At 73.5% G+C, this 22,584-nt stretch carries 21 protein-coding genes and 1 pseudogene; 7 read left to right on the forward strand and 15 right to left on the reverse strand.

Translation table 11 applies throughout. The features are described from left to right. Position 1 precedes the first annotated feature (1 nt). The gene (locus ABD371_RS26440; RefSeq protein WP_344481802.1) at positions 2-514 is read left to right on the forward strand and encodes a S24/S26 family peptidase; all 513 of its coding nucleotides are present in this window, start codon (positions 2-4) and stop codon (positions 512-514) included. Positions 515-521: 7 nt separating this feature from the next. On the opposite strand, the gene ABD371_RS26445 is transcribed toward ABD371_RS26440, so the two are convergent. From ABD371_RS26445 to ABD371_RS26460, 4 genes are all read right to left on the reverse strand, one after another. Beyond that, the gene (locus ABD371_RS26445; protein ID WP_190126805.1) at positions 522-1,358 is read right to left on the reverse strand and encodes an ATP-binding cassette domain-containing protein; all 837 of its coding nucleotides are present in this window, start codon (positions 1,356-1,358) and stop codon (positions 522-524) included. Next, on the reverse strand, positions 1,325-2,386 hold the full coding sequence (locus tag ABD371_RS26450) for an ABC transporter permease (protein ID WP_190126804.1): 1,062 nt from the start codon (positions 2,384-2,386) through the stop codon (positions 1,325-1,327). The genes ABD371_RS26445 and ABD371_RS26450 overlap by 34 nt, the downstream gene beginning before the upstream one ends. Then, a complete protein-coding gene (locus ABD371_RS26455; RefSeq protein ID WP_344481819.1) occupies positions 2,383-3,396 on the reverse strand; it encodes a sugar ABC transporter substrate-binding protein in 1,014 nt (337 codons plus the stop codon). The genes ABD371_RS26450 and ABD371_RS26455 overlap by 4 nt, the downstream gene beginning before the upstream one ends. A 340-nt stretch (positions 3,397-3,736) precedes the next feature. Beyond that, positions 3,737-4,456, reverse strand: coding sequence for a GntR family transcriptional regulator (locus ABD371_RS26460; protein WP_344481975.1), 720 nt, complete (start codon positions 4,454-4,456; stop codon positions 3,737-3,739). 156 nt (positions 4,457-4,612) lie between these two features. Between ABD371_RS26460 and ABD371_RS26465 the strand changes: the two genes are divergently transcribed. Then, positions 4,613-5,617 carry a Gfo/Idh/MocA family protein gene (locus tag ABD371_RS26465; RefSeq protein ID WP_344481825.1) on the forward strand — a complete coding sequence of 335 codons (1,005 nt, stop codon included), beginning with the start codon at positions 4,613-4,615 and terminating at the stop codon, positions 5,615-5,617. 15 nt (positions 5,618-5,632) lie between these two features. On the opposite strand, the gene ABD371_RS26470 is transcribed toward ABD371_RS26465, so the two are convergent. After that, positions 5,633-6,310 (reverse strand): response regulator transcription factor, encoded by a 678-nt coding sequence (locus tag ABD371_RS26470; RefSeq protein ID WP_344481828.1) that lies wholly within the window; start codon positions 6,308-6,310, stop codon positions 5,633-5,635. Then, positions 6,307-7,557, reverse strand: coding sequence for a sensor histidine kinase (locus tag ABD371_RS26475; RefSeq protein ID WP_344481831.1), 1,251 nt, complete (start codon positions 7,555-7,557; stop codon positions 6,307-6,309). The genes ABD371_RS26470 and ABD371_RS26475 overlap by 4 nt, the downstream gene beginning before the upstream one ends. A gap of 144 nt (positions 7,558-7,701) precedes the next feature. Here ABD371_RS26475 and ABD371_RS26480 point away from each other — a divergent pair, with 144 nt between their 5' ends. After that, positions 7,702-7,917, forward strand: a complete 216-nt coding sequence (locus tag ABD371_RS26480; RefSeq protein ID WP_344481834.1) for a hypothetical protein — start codon at positions 7,702-7,704, stop codon at positions 7,915-7,917. 24 nt (positions 7,918-7,941) lie between these two features. Here the strand turns inward: ABD371_RS26480 and ABD371_RS26485 are convergent, their stop codons facing one another. The 3 genes from ABD371_RS26485 to allB all read right to left on the reverse strand — a co-directional run bounded on the left by ABD371_RS26485 (position 7,942) and on the right by allB (position 11,238). Beyond that, the gene (locus tag ABD371_RS26485) at positions 7,942-8,550 is read right to left on the reverse strand and encodes a dihydrofolate reductase family protein (protein ID WP_344481837.1); all 609 of its coding nucleotides are present in this window, start codon (positions 8,548-8,550) and stop codon (positions 7,942-7,944) included. Positions 8,551-8,735: 185 nt separating this feature from the next. Further along, positions 8,736-9,884, reverse strand: a complete 1,149-nt coding sequence (gene alc, locus ABD371_RS26490; RefSeq protein WP_344481841.1) for an allantoicase — start codon at positions 9,882-9,884, stop codon at positions 8,736-8,738. Between the two features lie 4 nt (positions 9,885-9,888). After that, positions 9,889-11,238 (reverse strand): allantoinase AllB, encoded by a 1,350-nt coding sequence (gene allB, locus ABD371_RS26495; RefSeq protein ID WP_344481845.1) that lies wholly within the window; start codon positions 11,236-11,238, stop codon positions 9,889-9,891. A 248-nt stretch (positions 11,239-11,486) separates the two neighbouring features. Here allB and ABD371_RS26500 point away from each other — a divergent pair, with 248 nt between their 5' ends. Next, on the forward strand, positions 11,487-12,332 hold the full coding sequence (locus tag ABD371_RS26500; protein ID WP_344481848.1) for an IclR family transcriptional regulator: 846 nt from the start codon (positions 11,487-11,489) through the stop codon (positions 12,330-12,332). Between the two features lie 51 nt (positions 12,333-12,383). On the opposite strand, the gene ABD371_RS26505 is transcribed toward ABD371_RS26500, so the two are convergent. Then, complete coding sequence (locus tag ABD371_RS26505) at positions 12,384-13,076, reverse strand: alpha/beta hydrolase (protein ID WP_190126793.1); 693 nt, start codon at positions 13,074-13,076, stop codon at positions 12,384-12,386. A 113-nt stretch (positions 13,077-13,189) separates the two neighbouring features. Then, positions 13,190-13,537: a DUF5955 family protein gene (locus ABD371_RS26510; RefSeq protein WP_344481853.1), complete on the reverse strand. Its 348-nt coding sequence runs from the start codon at positions 13,535-13,537 to the stop codon at positions 13,190-13,192. 198 nt (positions 13,538-13,735) lie between these two features. Here ABD371_RS26510 and ABD371_RS26515 point away from each other — a divergent pair. Together ABD371_RS26515 and ABD371_RS26520 are read left to right on the forward strand one after the other, a co-directional pair. Then, positions 13,736-14,338: pseudogene (locus tag ABD371_RS26515) on the forward strand (nucleotidyltransferase family protein); the annotation flags it as partial. A 106-nt stretch (positions 14,339-14,444) separates the two neighbouring features. After that, positions 14,445-15,623: an FAD-dependent monooxygenase gene (locus ABD371_RS26520; RefSeq protein ID WP_344481856.1), complete on the forward strand. Its 1,179-nt coding sequence runs from the start codon at positions 14,445-14,447 to the stop codon at positions 15,621-15,623. Between the two features lie 37 nt (positions 15,624-15,660). Here ABD371_RS26520 and ABD371_RS26525 read toward each other — a convergent pair whose 3' ends face one another. Together ABD371_RS26525 and ABD371_RS26530 are read right to left on the reverse strand one after the other, a co-directional pair. Next, positions 15,661-16,608, reverse strand: coding sequence for a fibronectin type III domain-containing protein (locus ABD371_RS26525; protein ID WP_344481860.1), 948 nt, complete (start codon positions 16,606-16,608; stop codon positions 15,661-15,663). 125 nt (positions 16,609-16,733) lie between these two features. Next, a complete protein-coding gene (locus ABD371_RS26530; RefSeq protein ID WP_344481863.1) occupies positions 16,734-18,284 on the reverse strand; it encodes a YfcC family protein in 1,551 nt (516 codons plus the stop codon). A gap of 202 nt (positions 18,285-18,486) precedes the next feature. Here ABD371_RS26530 and ABD371_RS26535 point away from each other — a divergent pair, with 202 nt between their 5' ends. After that, positions 18,487-18,975, forward strand: a complete 489-nt coding sequence (locus ABD371_RS26535; RefSeq protein WP_344481867.1) for a beta-class carbonic anhydrase — start codon at positions 18,487-18,489, stop codon at positions 18,973-18,975. A 21-nt stretch (positions 18,976-18,996) separates the two neighbouring features. On the opposite strand, the gene ABD371_RS26540 is transcribed toward ABD371_RS26535, so the two are convergent. Both ABD371_RS26540 and ABD371_RS26545 read right to left on the reverse strand, forming a co-directional pair. Continuing rightward, positions 18,997-21,117: a HEAT repeat domain-containing protein gene (locus ABD371_RS26540; RefSeq protein ID WP_344481870.1), complete on the reverse strand. Its 2,121-nt coding sequence runs from the start codon at positions 21,115-21,117 to the stop codon at positions 18,997-18,999. Positions 21,118-21,195: 78 nt separating this feature from the next. Beyond that, positions 21,196-22,560 carry an 8-oxoguanine deaminase gene (locus tag ABD371_RS26545; protein WP_344481873.1) on the reverse strand — a complete coding sequence of 455 codons (1,365 nt, stop codon included), beginning with the start codon at positions 22,558-22,560 and terminating at the stop codon, positions 21,196-21,198. Positions 22,561-22,584 lie beyond the last annotated feature (24 nt).

The raw sequence follows: 22,584 nt of genomic DNA on the forward strand, positions 1-22,584 counted from the left end.
GATGGCGCGGGGAAGAAGGCGGTGGGCGGCGGCCGGGACCGCCGCGCTGGCGGCGGGGGCGGGGGCGGTCGCGTGGCTGGTGCGCCGGCGCTATGTGGCGATCACGGTCGTCGGCCGGAGCATGTCGCCCGCGCTGCTGCCGGGCGACCGGGTGCTGATCCGCCGGGGCACCGGCGCGCTGCGCCGGGGCCGGATCGCCGTGCTCGCGCTGCCCGATCCCGATCCGGCGGTCGCCTGGCGTCGGAGCCCGCCGGTGGGGCGCGATCTGAGCGCGGTGGAGTGGTGCGTCAAGCGGGTGACGGCGGTGGCGGGCGACCCGATGCCGGCGCGGGTGGCAGGCGGCGGGGACCGGGTGGCGGCCGGGGAGGTGGTGGTCGTCGGGGACTATCCGCTGAGCCAGGACTCCAAGCAGTACGGGCCCTGCCCCGAGGGGCAGATCCTCGGGGTGGTGGTGCGCCGGCTCTCCCCGGCGGGCGGGCCGGACCGCCCCCGCGCCGGGCGGGGGCGGGGGTGACGGGACCTTACGCGGGGTCGTCGCCGCCCGGGCCGGAGGCGCGCTCCAGCTCGTGGCGGAGGTCGTCGAGTTCGCTGCCGCCCGCCATCTGACGGGTCAGCTCGTCGAGCGTCACCGAGCCCTTGGTGTGGCTGCCGGACATCCGGCCGCGCTTGAGGAGCACGAAGCGGTCGCCGACCAGGAACGCGTGGTGCGGATTGTGGGTGATCAGGACCACGCCGAGCCCCGCGTCCCGTGCCGCCGCCACGTACTTCAGCACCACGCCGGACTGCTTGACGCCGAGCGCGGCCGTCGGCTCGTCCAGGACCAGCACCTTCGCGCCGAAGTGGACCGCGCGGGCGATGGCGACGCACTGGCGCTCGCCGCCCGAGAGGGTGCCGATCGGCTGGTCGACGTCGCGCAGGTCGATGCCCATGCGCAGCAGCTCGGTCCGGGTCGTCTCGCGCATCAGCTGCACGTCGAGGCGCTTGAAGGGGCCCACGCCCTTCGTCGGCTCGGAGCCGAGGAAGAAGTTCCGCCAGACCGGCATCAGCGGTACGACCGCCAGATCCTGGTAGACGGTGGCGATGCCCCGGTCCAGGGCGTCCCTCGGCTTCGCCAGCCGGGCCGGCTCGCCCTCGATCGAGAAGGAGCCCGCGTCGTGCTGGTGCAGCCCCGCGATGATCTTGATCAGGGTGGACTTGCCCGCGCCGTTGTCGCCGAGGACGCAGGTGATCTCCCCGGCGTGGACCTCCAGCGACACCCCTTCGAGCGCCCGGATGTTCCCGTAGTACTTGCTGACCTCGTCCAGCTCGATCAGAGCGGGTTCCGTCATCGTGTCGCCTCCGCCCTCTTGCGGACCCATGCGTTCAGCAGGGTGGCCAGGAGAAGCATCGCGCCGAGGAAGAACTTGAACCAGTCCGGGTTCCACTCCGCGTACACGATGCCCTTGCTGGTCATGCCGAAGATGAGCGCGCCGACCGCCGAACCGATGGCGGAGCCGTACCCTCCGGTGATCAGACAGCCGCCGATGACGGCCGCGATGATGTAGATCAGCTCATTGCCGACGCCCTCGCCCGACTGGACCACGTCGAACGAGAACAGCAGATGCTGTCCCGAGATCCAGGCCGCGAACGCCACCCCCATGTAGAGGCCGATCCTGGTCCTGACGACCGGGACGCCGACCGCGCGGGCCGCGTCCGGGCCGCCGCCGACCGAGAAGATCCAGTTGCCGAAGCGGGTGCGCAGCAGAATCCAGGTGGCGAGGGCGACCAGTCCGATCCACCACAGGATGGTCACCTTGATCGTGACATCGCCGAGGGTGAACTCGGAGGCGAAGAGCGCCTTGGCGGAGGAGAAGCCCTCCATGTCGGCGATGGACTTGGTGGAGACCGTGCCGCTGATCAGCTTGGTGAAGCCGAGATTGAGGCCGGTCAGCATCAGGAAGGTGCCGAGCGTGATGATGAAGCTGGGCAGTTTGGTACGGGTGAGCAGCACCCCGTTAAAAACCCCGATCGCCAGGGTGACCAGCAGGGAGACCAGCACCCCCACCCAGACGTTGGCGGTCAGCTGGTAGCTGACCATCGAGGAGACGAGCGCGGAGCTGGTCACCATGACGCCGGCCGAGAGGTCGAACTCGCCGCCGATCATCAGCAGCGCGACCGGTACGGCCATGATCCCGATGGTGGAGGCGGCGTACAGCACGGTGGAGAGGCTGGCGGCGCGCAGGAAGGAGTCGGCGACGATCGCGAAGAAGAGGAAGACGGCGACGGCTCCGACGACCGAGCCCAGCTCGGGCCTGCCCATCAGCCGGCGCAGCGGGGAGGTGCGCAGCAGCCGTTCGTCGCCGGCGCCCGGGTCGCGGGTTCCGGCGGGCGGCGCGGCGGCGCTCATCGGGTCCCCCGCCTGGTGTAGTCCTCCAGCTCGGCGGCGTCGTCCCGGGTGATGATCTGCGGGCCGGTGAGCACGGGCTTGCCGCCTCCGAGGATGTCGGCGTTGTAGCGGTAGAGCCAGAGGAGGTCGACCGCCTCGTACCCCTGGAGATAGGGCTGCTGGTCGACGGCGAAGCCCAGGGTGTCGTTCTTCAGGGCGGCGGCGACCTTGGCGTTGAGGTCGAAGGTGTCGATCTCGGCCTTGCTGCCGGCCGACTTCTTGGCCTTGACGGCGGCGTCCGCGAAGGGCGCGCCGAGGGTGACGACGGCGTCGATGGAGCTGTCGGTCTGGAGCTTGGCCTCGATGGACGCCTGGACGTCGGGCATGTTGGTGCCGTCGACGTAGAGGTTCAGCATCTCGCCGTCGAAGGTCTTCTTCGCTCCGGCGCAGCGCTGCTCGTGGCCGACGTTGCCCTGTTCGTGGAGGACGCAGACGGCCTTCTTCCTGCCGCGCTCGTTCAGCTCGTCGCCGACGGCCTCGCCGGCGACGGTCTCGTCCTGGCCGATGTGGGTGAGCGCGCCGTAGGCCTTGGACTGCTCGGACCCGGAGTTCACGGTGACCACCGGGATGCCGGCGGCGACGGCCTTCTCGACGACGGCCTTCATGGCGTCCGGCTTGGCGAGGGTGACGATCAGCCCGTCGACCTTCTTGTCGATGGCGGTCTGGACGAGCTGGGCCTGCTGCTGGCCCTCGTCGTTCTTGGAGTAGAGGAAGTTGATGTTGTCCTTGGCCGCGGCTTCCTCCGCGCCCTTCTGGACGATGTCCCAGAAGGTGTCGCCGTCGCCCGAGTGGGTCACCATGGCGAATGTCCAGCGGGGTGTGCTCACCGCCGCCTTGCCTGCCGCGGCCTGGGCCTTGCGGGCGTCCTCGGCGCGCTTGCCGCCGGTGCTGCTGCATCCCGCGAGGGACGCCACGAGCACCGCCGCCAGCAGCGCGCCGATCGCGCGTACCCCTGTCCTTGCCGTTGCCACGGTGCCGTGCCCTTCTTGCCGTACTGCTCTCCGGTGCCACCGGGGGGCGATTTGTCGCACCCCAGCCGACCAAGTATGGGTCACGGCAGGTAGGAGGGTGGGCATCGGGTACGCCGCGTGGCTCGCGGGGCGTCCTCGGCGGGCCGCGCCGGGGCCGTCGGGAGGGGCCGTACGGGGGGTGCGCGCCGTACGGGGAGGGGTACGCATGGGGATCCGCCTTCTCTCCCTGGCCGCCGGGTTGCGGCTGGGGAGTTTCTACGGCGGGCCGGGGAGGCCGTCAAGGCTTTGTCCGAACATTCTTACGCGACAGCGGGTCCCGTGGGCGCGGGTCAGGCACGGGTCAGGGCCGGACCAGCAGCTGGAACTCGAAGGAGTAGCGGGAGGCGCGGTAGATGTGCGAGCCGTACTCGACGGCGCGTCCGGTGTCGTCGAAGGTGGTGCGCTCCATGGTCAGCACCGGTCCGCCCGGCTCCTCGCCGAGCAGCGCGGCCTCCTCCCCGCCGACGGCCCGCGCGCCGACCGACTGGCGGGCGCTGTGCAGGGTGATCCCGGCGGCCCGCATCATCCGGTACAGGCCGGTGGCCTCCAGCCGCTCGGTGTCGCAGTCGAGCAGCTCGGCGGGGAGGTGGTTGGTGAGCAGGGCCATCGGCTCGCCGTGGGCGTACCGCAGCCGTTCGATCCGCCGCACCTCGCTGTTCTCGGCGATCCCCAGGGCCGCCGCCACCCGGGCGCTCGCGGGTTCGGCGACATTGCGCAGCACCTCGGTCGCGGGCCGCTGGCCCGCCGCCTCCAGGTCGTCGTAGAGGCTGCTCAGCTCCAGCGGGCGCTTGACCTGGCTGTGCACGACCTGGGTGCCGATGCCCCGGCGGCGCACCAGCAGTCCCTTGTCGACGAGGGACTGGATCGCCTGGCGCACGGTGGGGCGGGAGAGGCCGAGCCGCTGGGCCAGCTCTATCTCATTGCCGAGCAGACTGCCGGGGGTGAGAGCGCCTTTCTCGATGGCCGCCTCCAGCTGCTGGGCCAGCTGGAAGTAGAGCGGGACCGGGCTGGTGCGGTCCACGCCGAGCTGGAGCGACAGGGACGGTTCCGTCACGTGTCTGGGCTGCTTGGGCACGGGGGCGAGCGTAGTCGCCGCTCATGTTGACGGGAAGTCGTGAGGTTCGGTTGTCAGGACAAAGTCTTGACACGGTGACCGGGCCGGGCCCATTTTTGGCGCATGCGCATCGGACTCATCGGGACCGGACGGATCGGCAGCTTCCACGCGGGGGTGCTCAGCCGTCATCGCGAGGTCGGCTCCCTGGTGGTGGCGGACACGGACCCCGCGCGCGCGGCGGCGGTGGCGGAGCGCACCGGAGCGACCGCCGCCCCCGGTGTGCACGAGATCTTCTCCTGGGGCGTGGACGCGGTGGTCATCACCTCGGCGACCGCCTCGCACGCCGAGCTGATCCGCCGGGCGGCCCGCGCCAGGCTGCCGGCCTTCTGCGAGAAGCCCATAGCGCTGGATCTGCCCGGCACGCTGAGCGCCCTGGAGGCGGTCGAGTCGGCCGGGACAGTGCTCCAGGTGGGGTTCATGCGCCGTTTCGACGCGGGGTACGGGACCGCCCGTGAGCTGCTGCGCTCGGGGCGGCTCGGCCGGCTGCACACCGTACGGGCGATCACCTCGGACCCCGCGCCGCCGCCCGCCGAGTATCTGCCGCTCTCCGGCGGGCTGTACCGGGACTGTCTGGTGCACGACTTCGACATCCTGCGCTGGGTGACCGGCCGGGAGGTCGTCGAGGTGTACGCCACCGGTTCGGACGCGGGCCCGGCGATGTTCCGCGAGGCGGGCGACGTCGACACGGCAGCGGCGGTGCTCACCCTGGACGACGGGACGCTGGCGACCGCGACGGCGACCCGGTGCAACGGGGCCGGCTACGACGTGCGGATGGAGCTGTCGGGCGAGCGGGACACCTACGCGGTGGGCCTGGACGACCGTACGCCGATCACCTCGACCGAGGCGCAGGGCCCGCCCGCCGCCGACAAGCCCTGGCCGGGCTTCCTGGAGCGGTTCGCGCCCGCGTACGAGGCCGAGCTGGACGCCTTCGTCCGGGTGCTGCTCGGCGAGGCCGCGAACCCCTGCGACGGGCGCGAGGCGCTCGCCGCACTGCGGATCGCCGAGGCCTGCGAGCTGTCCCGGCGCGAGCGCCGGCCGGTGCCGCTGGCGGAGATCCCCGGCGGCTGAGCACCCGCGGGGGCGTCAGCCGTCCTCGTCCAGCAGGCCCGCGTCATGGGCCAGCAGCGCGATCTGGACCCGGTTGTTGAGGCCCAGTTTGGCGAGAATCCGCGAGACATGGGTTTTGACGGTCGGCACGCTCAGATAGAGCGAGGCGGCGATCTCCGCGTTGGACTGGCCCCGGCCGACCGCGATCGCCACCTCCCGCTCGCGCTCGGCCAGCGAGTCGAGCCTGGCCGCCGCCGTCCGCCCCCGGGCGTCCGTCGCACGCGCCACCGCGCCGCCCGCGACGTGCGACATCAGCTGGCGGGTCACGGCGGGCGAGAGCACCGGGTCGCCCGCGGCCACCCGGCGCACCGCGGCCACGATCTCCGCCGGCGGGGTGTCCTTCAGGACGAAGCCGGCGGCCCCGGCCCGCAGCGCCTTGAGCACCTGCTCGTCGGCGTGGAAGGTGGTGAGCACCAGCACCTGCGGAGCGCCGGGCCGGCGGCGCAGCTCCTCGGTGGCGGTCAGTCCGTCCACGCGCGGCATCCTGATGTCCATCAGCACCACGTCGGGGGCGTACCGCTCGATCAGCGCCGGGACCTCGGAGCCGTCCGCCCCCTCCCCCACGATCCGCAGATCGTCGGCCCCGCCGAGCATGAGGGCGAGTCCCGCGCGGACCAGGGGATCGTCGTCGACCACGAGCAACCGGATAGTCATGCCGCCCACGGTAGCCAGGCCCTCACATGGAATCCGCCGTCGCCCGCCCTGCCGTGCTCCAGGCTGCCGCCGGCGAGGGTGGCGCGCTCGGTGAGCCCGATCAGCCCCTGGCCCGAGCCGGGCACCCGGCCGGGCTCTCCGACGGGGGCGGGATTGTCGACCTCCACGACGACGCCGTCGCCCGGGGCGCCCCGGACGGCGACCGTGACCTCCGCGCCCGGCGCGTGCTTGCGGGCGTTGGTCAGGGCCTCCTGCGCGATGCGGTAGACGGTGCGGCCGGTGGCGGCGGGGACATCGGCCGGCTCCGGGATGCGGTTGACGAGGACGACCTTCATCCCGGCCTCCCGGGACTCGGCGACCAGCGCGTCCAGGGTGGCCAGGGTCGGCTGCGGCCGGTCGCCCTCGCCCTCGCCGGAGGTGCGCAGCACCCCGATGATCTGGCGCAGGTCCTGGAGCGCCTCGTGCGCGCTGTCGCGGATCACCCCGGCCGCGCGCGCCACCTCGGCGGGCGGCGCGTCGGGCCGGAACTCCAGCGCGCCCGCGTGGACGCTCAGCAGGGTCAGCCGATGGGCGAGCACATCGTGCATCTCCCGGGCAATGGCCTCCCGGGCCAGCCGCTGAGCCTGCTCGGCGCGGAGTTCCGCCTCGGCCTCGGCGCGGTGGGCGCGTTCGCGCAGGACGACGACGAGCTGCCGGCGGGAGCGGACGAGCATGCCCCAGCCCATCGCCAGCAGGATGAGGACGATTCCGGCGATGATCGAGGCGAGGAGGCCGACGCCCGGTTCGGGGCGTACGAGAGGCTGGACGAAGGCCGTCACCAGCGCCAGCGCCCCGACGAGGGCGACCGGGCGGAACGGCCGGTGCACGGCGAGGCTGAACAGGCTGACGAGGAACGCCCCGCCCGCGACCGGTGAGAACACCCCGGCGATCACGAGGACCACCGCGATCCGGACGGGCCAGCGCCGCCGCAGCCAGAGCGCGCAGCAGGCGGCCGCGCCGACCAGCTGGTCGAAGAGGACGACCGCGCCGCCCGGGTTGATCTGTTCGCTGCTCTCCGCCGCCAGCAGCCCCACCGCGGCGGCGAGCAGGAACAGAACGGTGTCGACGACCCAGTCGCGCACGGTCCGCCTCGGCCTGCGGCCCTTCGGCCGGCCGCCCCCTTGCGGCGGCGGCTCGCCCGGCAGCTCCGGGTCGTGGGGGTCCGCCATGGCCGAGGGGAGCAGCCAGGGGTATTCCGTACGCGTCATACGGCCAACGTACGCAGGATCGGCGCCCCCGGGCTCCCCGCTGCGGTGAACGGCTACCAAAGTCGCGCAACAGGAGACTTTCGGCCCGGCGGCCCATCCGCAGGGCCGACGCGCGGCGGGCGCGGCGGGTTCCAGGATCGGCGCATGAAGAAGTTGTACGAAGTCCTCGGTGTGGTGTTGCTGTTCGGCGGCGTGAGCGGAGTGATCCAGGAGCTGACGGGGTGGTTCCCCTTCATGGGGTACACCCGTTTCCTCACCGAGAACGTCGATTTCCTGGCGGGCCGGGCGGTCTTCACCAACATCGTGATCGCGGTGGTGGGTTTCGCGGTCCTGATGATCGCGGACCGCCGGGGGCGGTAGGGCCCGGCTCCGTGGGCCGGGTGGTCAGTAGCTGCCGTACTCGGGGCGGCCCGCGCGCTCGTAGACGTGGATGGCCACGCCCGAGCCGGTGGTGCGGGCGTGGAGGTGCCGGAAGGCGGTGGGGGTCGTGCCCTCGGGGAAGAGGCGCAGGCCCTCGCCGAGGACCACGGGGAAGATCAGCAGCCGCACGACGTCGATCAGATCGTGCGCGAAGAGCGACTGGGCGAGCCGGCCGCTGCCGTGGATCTGGAGTTCGCCGTCCGTGGCCTCCTTGAGCGCGGTGACCTCGCGTGCCGGATCGCCGCCGATGACGGTGGTGCCGTCCCAGTCGGCGTGCGTGAGGGTGGTGGACGCCACGTACTTGGGGAGGGAGTTGAGACGGGAGGCGATCGGGTCGGCGGGGTCGGTGACCTTCGGCCAGTACCCGGCGAAGATCTCGTAGGTGCGGCGGCCCAGCAGGAACGCCCCGGCCCGGTCGAAGACCTCGACCATGAACCGTCCGAAGTCCTCGTCCCCGTGGGGCACCGACCAGCCGCCCTGGCCGAAGCCTCCCTCCCGGTCCTCGTCGGGGCCGCCGGGGGCCTGCATCACACCGTCGAGGGTGAGGAAGGTGGTGAGAGTGAGCCGGGACATGGGGGAACACCTGCTTCCGTACGGGGAGTACCGACGCCGCTCCGATCCTCCCCCGGCACCCCGCCGGACCGCCGAAGCCACGGCCGCCCCGGTCCCGTTTCCACCCGCGCGCCCTCCGGGGACTTCTCGAACGAGCGATCACACGTCCCCGCCCAACACCGAGAGCCACCGAGAACCACCGGGCCCTAGGCGGTCAGCTGCCGGTGTCGTTCGGCGAGCCGGGCCGCGCCGTCCGGGGTCAGTTCGCCGAAGACCCGGAGCCGGGCGATGCCGCCGTCCGGGTAGACGTCGAGCCGCAGCTCGGCGCCGATCGCGGGCTCGGGCGGGAGGAGCCGGTGTGCGGTGTCGGGTTCCAGCCGGGTGCGGGGGAGGAGATCCGTCCAGGGCGCGTGGGGGCCGTCGCGGAGGGAGAGGGAGGCCCATCCGGCGCTGTTGCCCTTGAGATACGCGGTGTCGATCTCGACCGCCCGGATACGGGCCCGCTCCGCCAGCCGGTAGCGGATCCAGTCGTTGCCCCGGTCGCGGCGGCGGCGGGTCTCCCAGCCGTCGTCCATCCGTCCCGCGCGCCCGGGCCGGATGGTGTTCACCGCGGGCGAGTAGAAGAGGTCGGAGGCCTCCTCCACCCGGCCGCCGTTCTCCAGCGCGACCAGGTCGAAGGTGCCGAGGGTGCCGAGCCAGCGCGGATCGGGCGCGACCTCGCCGTACGCCCGCAGTCTGGCGACGCCCCCGTCGGGATGCTGGTTGAGCCGGAGATGGGTGAAGCGCCGCTCGGCACGGACGGTGAAACGGTTCTCGGCGTGCCCGCCGACGGGGGTACGGGGGACCAGTTCCGTCCATCTCACCGCCGGGCCCAGCAACTCGTCCGGGGAGGGCGTGCCCTCGGCCGAGGCGGCCTCGACGGAGATGGCGGCCGGGTGATTGCCCCGGAAGTGGGCGGTGTCGACCACGACGGCGCGTACGACGCCGGGCGCGCCGAGGCGGATCAGCGCCCAGTCGTGGTCGTCGGCGAGGGGATGCGGCCGGCCGGCCGAGCCGCCCCGGCGGCGGCGGGTCTCCCAGCCGTCCATGACCTTGCCCTTGTGGCCGAAGCGCCCGGGGTGGAACTCCGCGCGGCCGGGCAGCAGCAGATTCTCGCGCTCGGCGAAGAACTCGTCGTTCGCGGCGACGACTCCGGAGCCGAGACGGCGGTCGGCGAGGTCGACCCAGTGCGCGGGGGCGGGGCCGGCGGCGGCGCGGTAGTCGGCGTAGGGATCACCCCCGGCGTACGGCTCCGCGGCCCCGGTGAAAGAGGTGTCCCCGGCGGGGGCCGGGTGCTCGGCGGGAGTGCGGGGCATGGCCTCAGCCGGTCCTTTCCAGGAGCCGCCCGGCCGGTGCGGCCAGGACGCCGCCGGCCGCGATCCGTTCGCCGCGCAGCCAGGTGGAGCGGACGACCCCGTGCAGTGTCCTCCCCGCGTAGGGCGTGATCGGGTTGCGGTGGTGGAGACGGGCGGGGTCCACGGTGAAGGTCTCCTCGGGGGCGAGGACGGCGAAGTCGGCGTCGTGGCCGGGGGCTATCGCGCCCTTGCCGCCGAGACCGGCGATCCGGGCCGGGCCGTGCGACATCCAGCGGGCCACGTCCGCCAGGGTGTGCCCGCGCCGCCGGGCCTCGGTCCAGAGGACCGGCAGCCCCAGCTGGAGCGAGGAGACACCGCCCCAGGCGGTGGCGAAGTCGGCGGTCTTGAGGTCGGCGGTGCACGGCGAGTGGTCGGAGACGACACAGTCGATCGTGCCGTCGGCCAGCCCGGCCCACAGCCCGTCCCGGTTCGCCGCCTCGCGGACGGGCGGGCAGCACTTGAACTCGGTCGCGCCGTCGGGGACTTCCTCGGCGGTCAGGGCGAGGAAGTGCGGACAGGTCTCGGCGGTGATCCGTACGCCGTCCGCCCTGGCCGCCGCGATCAGGGGCACCGCGCCGCACGAGGAGAGATGGAGGATGTGCACCCGGGCGTCCAGCCGCCGGGCCAGCGCGATCAGCAGCTCGATCGCGGCGTGCTCCGCCGCCGGGGGCCGGGAGGCGAGGAAGTCGGCGTAACGGGGGCCCGGCCGCTGGGGCACGAGCCGCGCCGGGTCCTCCGCGTGGACGATCAGCAGGCCGTCGAACGCGGCGGTCTCCGCCATCGTCCGGGCCAGGCCCGCCCGGTCCAGCGCCGGGAACTCCTCGGCCCCCGACGGCGACAGAAAGCACTTGAAGCCGAGGACCCCGGCCCGGTGCAGCTCCCCCAGCGCCGCCGCGTTGTCCGGTACGGCACCGGCCCAGAAGCCGGTGTCGACATGCGCCCGGGAGCGCGCCACCGCCTGTTTGACCCGCAGCGCGCGGACGGTGGTCGTCGGCGGGACCGCGTTGAGCGGCATGTCGACGAGGGTGGTCACCCCGCCCGCCGCCGCGGCGCGGGTGGCGCTCCAGAAACCCTCCCAGGCGGTGCGGCCCGGGTCGTTCACATGGACATGGGTGTCGACCAGGCCGGGGAGCACGGCGTCGTCGCCGACGTCCTCGACCCGCGCACCGGGCCCCGGCCCGGCGTCGTACGGGAGGACCGCCGTGACGCGGCCGTCCGCCACCGCCACCGAGGCCGCGCGGGCCCCCTCCGGAGTGATCACCCGGGTGGAGCGCAGCAGCAGGGGCCGTCCCGGACGCGCGTCGGCTTCGGCCATCCGCTCTCCTTCCGCGCCCACGGGCGAAATTCAACGAACTGTCGAAGGAGTCTTCACCCGGGTGTCCCGCCCGTCAAGAGTTCGGTCACGGGACGGCGGGGGGCCGTGCGAGAGGGGTGCCCACGGCGCTCGTCCGCACCGGACAAACACCATCTGACCGGCATCAACGCCGGTTCGGGGGCGGGTTGGCGGCGACCGCCTCCCGGTAGGCTGCTCACTTGTCCGCCCGCCCGAAAGGACCGCCACCCGTGCCGACGTCCAGCGCCAGCACCTCCGACGCCGCCAAGACCGCCAGCAGCGGTGGCGTGCAGTCGCTGGAGCGCGCCTTCGACCTGCTCGAGAGAATGGCCGACGCGGGCGGCGAGGTCGGGCTGAGCGAGCTGTCCGCCAGCAGCGGGCTGCCGCTGCCGACCATCCACCGTCTGATGCGCACCCTGGTGTCCTGCGGCTATGTCCGTCAGCAGCCCAACCGCCGCTACGCGCTCGGCCCCCGGCTGATCCGGCTGGGCGAGTCGGCGTCCCGGCTGCTGGGGACCTGGGCGCGCCCCCATCTGGCCCGGCTGGTCGAGGAGACCGGCGAGACGGCGAACATGGCGCTGCTCGACGGCGACGAGATCGTCTATGTGGCCCAGGTGCCGTCCAAGCACTCCATGCGGATGTTCACCGAGGTCGGGCGGCGGGTGCTGCCGCACTCCACCGGGGTCGGCAAGGCGCTGCTCGCGGGCGCGGCCCCGGACGAGGTGCGGGCGCTGCTGCGCAGGACCGGCATGCCGGCCGCCACCGACAGGACGATCACCACGCCCGAGGGTTTCCTCCAGGCGCTGGAGCTGGTGCGACGCCATGGGTACGCGGTGGACGACAGCGAGCAGGAGATCGGGGTGCGCTGTCTGGCCGTCCCGGTGCCCGACTCGCCGACGGTGGCGGCCATCTCCATCTCGGGCCCGGCGGGCCGGGTGACGGACGCGGCCACGGTGCGGATCGTGCCGGTGCTCCAGGAGGTCGCCCGTGAGCTGTCGCGGACACTGAACAGCGCGGGAGCGGGAGCGGCCACGAGCACGGGCGCGAACGCGGGCGCGGGCGCACCGGCGGGCTGAGCGGGCCGGGGAGAACCGGGCCCGCTCAGCCGCGCCTTCCGTGGTCTCTTCTCAGCCGGCCTCGGCCGCCGCCTCGTCGATCAGGTCGGAGATGTCCCTCGGGTGGGACGCCAGCGAGGCGTGGCTGGCGGCGAGTTCGATGGTCTTGCGCGGCGACATCCGCGCCGCCATCTTCCGCTCGTTGTCCGGGTGGATCATCCGGTCGTCGGTGGAGACCTGGTACCAGACGGGCTTCTTCTTCCACGCCGGCGCGGTGATGTTGTCACCGAAGGTCGAGGCGAGCGGGGCCTTCTGGGTCACCGCCATGACCAGCGCCTCGTCGTCGCTCAGATCCTGGCCGAAGCTCCAGTGGAACTTGTCCTGCTTGATCCAGAGGTACCCGTCGGAGTCCGGCGCGAGATTCTCGAAGGCCGCGGGCGGCAGCTCCTGGCTGATGCCGCCGGGGCTCTCCCCCGCGTCGGGCGCGAAGGCCGCCACATAGACCAGCCCGACGACATTGGGCAGATCTCCCGCCTCGGTGATGACCGCGCCGCCGTAGGAGTGCCCCACCAGGACGACCGGGCCGTCGACCTGGTTGACCATCTTCCGGGTGCGCTCGGCGTCCTCGGCGAGGGAGGTCAGCGGGTTCTCCACGGCGTACAGCGAACCGTATCCCCGGTTCCGCAGCTCCAGGATGACTTTGCCCCAGTGGGCGGCTCCGCCCCAGAATCCATGCACCAGAACGACTGCCGGCTTGTCGGCCATATCCGTTTCCCTTGATCAGTGGACGGTCGTTTCGAGGCTTTCCTCCCCACGCTAAAACGACCGTGCCGGAGCTGCCACCGCTGACGCCCCGCCCGGCGGTCCGCCCCCGCCCGCTACCCCGCCGGCCACCCCGGGGATCCGGCCGGCGGCCCGGGCGGGACCTCGCCGAAGAGATCCACGGCATGTCTCACCTGCATCAGGGCGGGCCCGAGCGCGCTGACCGAGCCGATGGCCCCGGCGATCAGCAGCAGCGAGCACCGCATCCGCGCGATCTCGGGCCCTCCGCCGGTCACCATCGCGGCGAGCGCCGCCAGCTCGTCCTCCGCGATGTCCCGGTCGGGGAACCTCCCGGGATTCCCGGCCAGTTCACGGCGCAATCTGGAGACGGCCGCCCCCAGCGCGGCCGCTCTCGGGTCCTTCCCGCTCCCTGTCACCGGCGTCTGCCCCACGCTCCGCAACAAAGCACTCCCCCTCGCACACCCCTGGAACCGGTCCCCACGACCGTCAGTCGACAGCCAACCACCCAGAGTTGCGGGCAAGTTAACGCCATTGTGTGCGGTACGCGCCACTCCGAGGACCGAATTCAGGACGACGGAGGTATATCGCGTCGACACCGGGCGGCGGAGCGCGCCCGCGAACCGTCGGGGAGAGTTGTCCCCATGACCTCTCCCCTCCCGCGTCCGGCCGTCGCCGGACTGCTGCTCGCGGCGGGCGGCGGCCGTCGGCTCGGCGGGCGGCCGAAGGCGCTGCTGCGCCACCGGGGCCGGCCGCTGGCCGAGCACGCCGTACGGAGTCTGCGCGAGGGCGGCTGCGACCCGGTCCATGTGGTGCTGGGCGCGGCGGCCGACCGGGTGCGGGCCGAGGCCGATCTCACCGGCTGTGTCCTGCTCGACAACCCCGGCTGGGCCGCGGGCATGGGCTCCTCGCTCCGCGCGGGGCTCGCCTCGCTGGCCGCGGCGGGCGCGGACGCGGCGCTGGTCTGCCTGGTGGACCAGCCGGGCATCGGGCCCGCCGCCGTCGCCCGGGTGCGTGCCGCGTACCGCTCGCGGGCGACCCTGGCGGCGGCCTCGTACGGCGGGGAGCGCGGCCATCCGGTCCTGCTGGGCGCGGACCACTGGGCGGCCGTGGCGGCCGGCGCGACGGACGACCGGGGGGCCCGCGCGCACCTGCGGGAGCACGCCTCGTCACTCGTCCTGGTGGAGTGCGGCGACGTGGCCGATCCGTACGACATCGACACCGCCGCCGACCTCGCCCGCCTGGAGGGCCCGGGTCCGCCGCCCCGCCCCGGGCGGCCGGCCGGCCGATTCGGGCCGTCGCGCCCCCGCGGCCCGGGCGGGGGCGGGGGCGCGCCGCTGTCATGATGCGCGCATGAGCGGACTGCGGGTCGCCGTCGTGGGCGGCAGCATCGGGGGGTGCGCGGCCGCCCTCGCCGCGCATCGCGCGGGGCACGAGGACATCACGGTGTACGAGCGCACCTCGGGCGATCTCGCCTCGCGGGGGCTGGGCGTCGCCGTCCACCGCTCGCGCTACGCGGAACTGGAGCGGCGCGGCTATCTGGACGCGGCGATGCCGTGGACGCCGATGGTCGAGCGCCGCTGGTACGTCCGCGACGGCGGCGAACCGCTGGGCCGTCTCATCGGGGCGGGCCACTTCCCCTTCCGCACCTACAACTGGGGTCCGCTCTGGCGGGAGTTGCGCTCCCGGCTCCCGGCCTCGGTCGTCTTCCGCTCCGGTACGGCGGTGGGCTCGGCGGCCGAGTCGGCGGCCGGGGTACGGATCGGCACGGCTTCCGGTGTCGCCGACTACGACCTGGTGGTCGGGGCCGACGGCCGTCGCTCGGTGATCCGGGAGGCGGTCTGTCCGGGGGTGCGCCCCGCGCACGCGGGGTATCTGGCGTGGCGCGGGGCCTATCCGGAGAGCAGGCTGCCGGATCCGGGGCGGTGGGAGAGGAGTGCCACGGTGTACGCGGTCTTCGACGGCGGCCACGCGGTGATCTACCGCATCCCGGACGGCGGGGGCGGCCATCTCGTCAACTGGGTGCTCTACACGGCCCCGCCGCCCGGGGCGGGCACCGGCGTGAGCGGGCCGGCGGCACCGCTCCATCCGTATCTGGCCGGGCTGGTCGAGGACCGGCTGCCGCCGTTCTGGTCCACCCTGGTCGGGCTCACCACGCCCGGCGAACTCATCGTCCAGCCGATGTACGACTTCACGGCCGCCCCGGGCGTCACCGGCCGGATCGCGCTCCTCGGCGACGCGGCGGCCGTCGCCCGCCCCCACACGGGCGCGGGGGCCGTCAAGGCCCTCCAGGACGCCACGCTCCTCGAGGACGCCCTGACGGCGCACCGGTCGCTGCCGGCCGCCCTCGCCGCGTACGACACCGCGCGCTCCGCCGTGGGCGGCGGCATGGTCGACCTCGGCCGCCGGCTCGGCCACGCCCTGGTCGAGGCGACCCCGCCCTGGGGCTCGCTGGACCGGGCGGGGCTGGACGCCTGGTGGGAGGAGGCGGACGCGGCGGGGCTGTTCGGCGGGCGGCGGCTGGACGGATGACGTCCCGGCCGCCGCCCGGTCGGTCGGTCCGGTCGGGTCAGCGGACGACGACCGTGCGCTGGGCGGAGAAGTCGCCCCACTTCCCGTCGGGGAGCTTGGCGCGGAGCTTGATGCTGTAGCGGGTGCCGGCCGGTTCGGTGACCGTCATGGTGTACTTCGCCTTCCCCTCCGGCATAGTGCCCCAGACGATGGTGGTGGCGGGCTTCCCGTTGAGATACAGCTCGTGGGACTCGATGTCGCCGTCCGCCTTCGGGGGCGTCCAGGACAGCTCGATGCTCCCCTTGCGGGCGGTGGCCGTCAGATCGGTGGGGGCGGTGCTGGGGCCCTCGCCCTCCCCTGCGGGGGTGGTGAGGTCCACGGCCCGGCTGTCCGGGGAGGAGTTGTCGGCGGCGTCCCGGGCCCGGACCGTGAAGGTGTAGACGGTGCCGGGGCGCAGCCCGGTGACCTTGGCGCTGGTCTCCGTGCCGGAGACGCTGTGGATGCGGGAGTCCTCCTGGTAGATGTCGTAGGAGGTGACGGCGGTGTTGTCGGTGGCCCTGCCCCAGTCGAGGGTGACCGCGTGCGATCCGTCGAGCTTGCCGCGCAGCTCCGAGGGGGTGGTGGGGGCCTTCTTGTCCTCGGGGGTGGGCCGGGGGGTGGTGACGGCCTTCGCGGGGCTGGGCTCGGAGAGATTGCCCGCCTTGTCGCGGGCGCGGACGGTGAAGCTGTACGCGGTGTTGGGCTTGAGGCCGTCGACGTCGACCATGGTCTTGGTGCCGGGGAGCGTCTTGACCTTGACGTCCTTCTGGAACACCTCGTAGCCGGTGACGGCCTTGTCGTCGGTGGACGCCTTCCACATGACGTGGACCGAGGTGGAACTGCCTGCCTGCGCGGTGACGTCGGCCGGGGTCGTGGGGGCCTCGGTGTCCTTGTTGTCGCCTCCGCAGGCGGTGAGGGTGAGCGCGGCCAGGGCGGCCAGCGCCAGGAGTGTGGGGGGACGTTGCACGGGTGGGACCTCCGCAAGCGGACTGAGAATGGTCCAGACCTATATGACACGGGGGGCGACCCGACATCAAGGGCCGGCCGGGGATTCGTCCTGGGACGTCCGCACATGACCGCCGGGCCGGGCCCTCAGGAGAGGTTCGCGCCCGCCACCAGGAAGCCGCAGATCAGCACCGCGAGAAGGGCCAGCAGGGGCCAGACGAACCGGAGATATCTGTCGTAGCCCACCTTGGCCAGCGCGACGCCGCCGATGGTGACGGCGGTGGTGGGGACCCAGAGGTTCATCCAGCCGCTGGCCGCCTGCCACGCCGTCACCACCACCGCGCGGGAGACCCCGGCGAAGTCGGCGAGCGGGGCCAGGATCGGCATGGCCAGGGTGGCGTGGCCCGACGAGGAGGGGATCAGAAAGGCCAGCGGCAGATTGACGACGAAGACGATGACGGCGAAGAGCCCGGAGGAGGTGCCCCGCACCACGCCCTCGATCGAGTGGAGCACGGTGTCGGTGATCTGCGAGTTGTTCATGATGACGGTGACCCCCCGGGCCAGCACGATCACCAGCGCCGGGGAGATGAAGTCCGCCGCGCCCTGGACGACGACGGCGCTGAGCCGCTGTTCGCCGAAGCGGGCGACGATGCCGACCAGGACGGCCGCGACCAGGAACAGCGCCGCCAGCTGGGGGAAGGACCAGCCGAGTTCGAATCCGTACGGGGTGGCGGTCGCGTCCCCGGTCAGGGCGCTCGCCCAGGGGACCACCGAGAAGATCATGAAGGCGAAGACCAGGACCACGAGGACGAGGACCGTGCGGTGCAGGGCGGTCAGCTCCGGCGGGTCGGCGGCCCCGGCCGCCGCGTGCTCGCGGTCGCCGGGGAGGAAGCCGGAGAGCGAACGGCCGGGGTCCCGCCGCACGCGCCGCGCGTAGCGGACGACATAGCCGATCGTGACCGCCGTCAGCACCACCCACATCGCGGCGCGCAGGGCGATGCCGTCGCCGAGGGAGATGCCCGCGGCGGAGGAGGCGACCCCGGTCGCGAACGGGTTGACGGTGGAGCACAGGACGCCGACGCCCGCGCCCAGGATGATCGTGCCAGTCGCCACCATCCGGTCGTAGCCTAGCGCGAGCATCAGCGGCACGATCAGCCCGTAGAAGCCGAGGGTCTCCTCGGCGAAGCCCTCGACCGTGCCGAGGAGGGCGAAGACCAGCATCACCCCGGCGATCAGCAGCGCCCCCCGGTCGCGGAGCCGGTGGGCGAGCCGGGCGATGCCCAGGTCGAGCGCGCCGGTGGCGAAGACGACGGTGATGAAGGCCCCGATGGCGAGGACGAAGAGGAAGACGCCCGCGCTGCCGTACAGTTCGCCGGCGAGATCGGGGCCGACGACGCCGGTCCTGAGGTCCTGGATGCCGTAGAGGCCGTTGACCGGGGCGAGGAAGAGATCGTTGAGACGGTCGGCGAGGCTCTGGCCGCTCTCCACCCGGTGGTAGGTGCCCTCGACGGGAGCGCCGTCCTCGTCGCGGTCGTAGACGCCGGGCGGGACGAGGAAGGCCAGCGCCCACACCGCGAGGGTGACCAGGACCAGGACGGTCAGCGCGCTGGGGAAGACGAGGCGCCTGCCGTCCGCGGGTTCCTCGGGGGCCTGCTCGGGGGCGGCCGTCGGCCCGCCCGCCCCGGGTCCCGGATCCATCGCTGAACCCCCGTTCGCGACCGGCGCGGCCGGTTCGGTCGATGTGGTGCGGCTGAGAACAATGGATCACACGGACGCCCCGGCCGCACATCGGCGAAGCCCGTCCCGCCCCGTCCCGCCCCGTGTTCATATTTTCGATCGGCACCTTTCCGGGGGAAGATCGTTGGGCGTTCGCCCGGGTATTCCAGAGCGCGAGGTAGAGATGTCCACGACCGAAGAGTATTTGGCGAACAACGAGACGTACGCGGCGACTTTCTCGGGGCCGCTCGCCCTGCCGCCGGCCCGGAAACTGGCGATCGTCACCTGTATGGACGCCCGTATCGACGTCTACGCGATCCTGGGGCTGCGCCGGGGCGACGCCCATGTCATCCGCAACGCGGGAGGCGTGGTCACCGAGGACACCGTGCGCTCGCTGACCATCAGCCAGCGGCTGCTGGGCACCCGGAAGATCATGCTGATCCATCACACGGACTGCGGAATGCTCACCTTCACCGACGATGAATTCAAACGGGAGGTCGAAGAGGACACGAAGATTCGCCCGCCGTGGGCCCCGGAGGCCTTCTCCCATCTTGAGGACGACGTTCTCCAGTCGATGCGCCGCATTCGGGTGAACCCCTTCATCCCGCACACCGGTTCACTGCGCGGATTCGTCTTCGACGTGGACAGCGGACGGCTGACCGAAGTGAAGTGAGAGCGGCCGGGTCCGGGCCGCTCAGCCGGCGGTGGCCAGCAGCTCGCGGACCCGGTGGCGCAGGCTCTCGTCCGCCGTGGCGGGCTCGACGACCCTCAGGTCCCGCTCGGCGATCGCGGTCAGCCGGGCGGTCACCTCCCCGGTCAGCGCCTCGGGGCCCAGCGCCGCCAGGGCTTCGAGGGCGGTGGTCCAGTCCGTCTCCCGCTCCACCGAGGTCAGCAGCAGATCCGCCGCGCGGGCGCGGTCCGTCTCGTGGCCCAGCGCGCCGAGGGCGAGCAGCGCGGCGGGAACCTGCTCGTGGTCGTCGAGGAGCGCCTCCAGGGCGGGGGCCAGAGCGGCGGCGGCCGGGCCGATCAGGGTGGCGGCCCGGGCGGCGGCGGACAGCGTACGCCGGGTCCACTCGCGGTCGGCGGCCTCCGCGAGGACTCCGCCGAGCACCCGCACCGGCTCGGCCGCGTCCCCCGTCAGCCGCCAGAGCGCGAGGGCCGTCTCGATGTCGGCGTCCATGTCGGGGACGGTCCGCCGGGTGCCCGGCGGTGTCAGGGCCGCCCACAGCTGGGGTACCAGCACATCGCCCTCGGGCCCCAGTTCCCCCGCCGCCCGGGACAGCTCCGGCGCGGACTCCTCCGCCAGCGCGTCCTTCAGGGCGCTCACCAGCGGGGCGGTCTCGCCGGTGAGCGTCCGCAGCGCCTGGGCCGCCGCACAGCGGTCCTCCGGCCCCGACTCCCCCGCCGCGGCGGCCCTTCTCAGCAGCCCGGCCGTCCGCTCGCGGCTCTCCGCCGGACAGATGGCGGCGAGCGCGGGGGCGAGCGGGGCGGGCAGCCGCTCGAACACGGCGGTCAGCTCGGGCAGGGCGGCCGAGGCCTGCCGGCCCCAGCTCAGCAGCAGCGAGGCCAGCCCCCGGGCGTCGCCCGTCGTGGTGTCGTCCGCGCCCGCGATCCCGGTGAGCCGGATCCGGATCGCGTTGAGCAGCTCCGGGGTGTAGGGGATCGGGAGCGCGGGCCGGATGCCGGGGAAGCCGGTCACCGCCCGCATGGTGCGCGGCCGGCCGTCCAGATCGCGGGCGAGCAGCGGGCCCGCCTGGTCGGGGGCGATCCGCACGAGCACTTCGAGCGCGCGGTCGGCGGACTCGCCGTCCAGCTCAGCGAGGGTGGCCAGCGCCGGGGCGGCCGGGGCCGCGTGTCCGCCGAGCCTGCCCAGGACCGGCAGCATCGGCACGGGATCCGTGAACGACGGGTCGGCCAGCAGGGCCAGCAGCGCCGGGGCCAGCCGGAGCGGCGCGCCCCGGGAGATCATGCACGCGTGCTCGGCCGCCCACAGCGCCTCCCCCCTCGCCTCCGCGCCCGGCAGCCGCAGCGCGGCCTCGATCAGCTCGTAGGCGGCCGCGCGGTCCGCGTCGGTGTCGCGCAGCAGCAGCGCGTCCACCGCGTAGTGCAGGGGCTCATCGCGCTCCTCGTCGAAGCGGGCGGCGACGAGCGGTCCGGCGGGCAGCAGGGAGACGGTCGTCTCGCGGTGCGCGGCACCCCAGGGCAGGCCCAGGTCGAGGCAGCCGAGCACGGCGACGATCCGCACCTCGGCGGGGAGCTCCGGGGAGAGCGCGGCGGTCGCCGCCGCCGCGCCCTCCTCCGGGTCGAGCAGGACGAGGGCGGCGAGCAGCTCCGCCCGGACGGACGGCTCCTCCTCGGCCGCCCGCCGGGCGCGCAGCGCGGGGAGCGCCGCGGCCGCGCCGGTGCACCCGGCGGCCCAGACGGCGGCCCGGCGCACCTCGGGGTCCGGGGAGTCGAAGAGCGGCAGGATCAGCGGCAGTTGGTCCGCGACCGCCGAGCGGCAGGCTCCGGGCCGGGGCAGGCCGTACTCGTCCCGGCTCTCCGCTATGCCGCCGAGCAGGACCAGCAGATCCCCGGTGCGGACCCCGCCGGCCGCCAGCCGGGCGAGGAAGGGCACGGCCTCGGCCGTCGCCGCGTACACCGTGCCCTGGTGGAGGATGCTGCTCCACAGCTCGTCGAGTGCTTCCGAGGCCCGCTCCTCGTCGCCCGTGAGCGCGCGCAGCATGCCGGGCAGGTCGTCCGCCTCGCCGTAGGCGTGGTCGGCATCGGCCCAGCGCACACCGTCGAGATCAACGAAAAGCCGCTCAAGATCCATGCCTCAGAGCATCGCACGGGGGTCTGACAACGCCCCTTCGGAAGAGGGCCGGAGAGGGCCGGAGAGCACCGGACGAGGTCAGACGGATCCCAGCCGGCGGGCCTGCTCGCGGGTGGACCGGGCCACGGCCTCCTCGTCCACCCCGGTGAGCCGCCCGTCCTCGACCACGGTCTCGCCGCCGACGAGGGAGAGGGTCACCGGGGCCGGCGCGCCCAGGGCCAGGGCGGCCACCGGGTCGGCGATGGAGGCGTGGGCGAGGGTGTCCAGTCTCCAGAGCACGAGATCGGCGAGTTTCCCGGGCTCCAGTGAGCCGATGCGGTCCGCGCGGCCGAGGACGCGGGCGCCGCCGTGGGTGGCGAGGCGCAGGGCCCGGCGGGCGTTGAGCGCGTGTTCGCGGTGGGCCCCGAGGCGGCTGATGAGCAGGGCGTTGCGGAGTTCGGTGTGGAGTTCGCCGGACTCGTTGGAGGCGCTCCCGTCGACACCGAGGCCGACGGGCACGCCGGCCGCGAGCAGATCGGGGACGCGGGCGATGCCGGCCGCGAGCCGGGCGTTGGAGGAGGGGCAGTGGGCGACTCCGGTGCCGGTGCGGGCGAAGGCGGCGATGTCCTCGTCCGTCATGTGCACGCAGTGGGCCATCCAGACGTCCGGTCCGAGCCAGCCGGTGGACGCCAGATAGTCGGTGGGTCCCATGCCGAACCGCTGCCGGCAGTACCGTTCCTCCTCGGCGGTCTCCGAGCCGTGGGTGTGGAGCCGTACGCCCTTGCGGCGGGCCAGTTCGGCCCCCTGCCGGAGGAGTTCGGCGGAGACGGAGAACGGCGAGCAGGGCGCGACGGCGATCTGGACCATGGCGTCGGGCGAGGCGTCGTGGTGGGCGTCGATGGTCTCCTCGGTGGCGGCGAGCGCGCCGTCGAGGCTCTCCACGGCGAAGTCGGGCGGCAGTCCGCCCCGTGACGCGCCGAGGTCCATGGAGCCCCGGGCGAGGGTGAGCCGTACGCCCGTCTCGCGCGCCGCTCCGACGATCGCCCCGGAGAGGTCCCCGGAGCCGCGCGGGTGGATGTAGTGGTGGTCGGCGGCGGTGGTGACGCCGCCCCGGGCCAGGACGGCCAGGGAGCCCCGGGCGGCGGCACGGACCATCGGTTCGTCGATCCTGGACCAGAGGGGGTAGAGCGCGACCAGCCAGTCGAAGAGGCCGTGTTCGGCGGCGAGTCCCCGGGTGAGCCACTGGTAGAAGTGGTGGTGGGTGTTGATCAGGCCCGGGGTGGCGAGATGGCCGGTGGCGTCGATCCGGCGGACGACCCCCTCCAGCCCCCGGGGCGCGGGTCCGTCGCCGACGGACTCGATCAGCGGGCCGGCGAGGACGAGATGGCCCCGGGCGTACTCGGTGTCGTGCTCGTCCACGGTCGCGACGGCGCAGTTCTCGATGACGGTGCGCGGGACCGGCATGCGGGCCTCGATTCTGCCGTGGGG

This window comes from Streptomyces amakusaensis (genome assembly GCF_039532665.1).
GTDB classification, from domain to species: Bacteria; Actinomycetota; Actinomycetes; order Streptomycetales; family Streptomycetaceae; genus Streptomyces; species Streptomyces amakusaensis.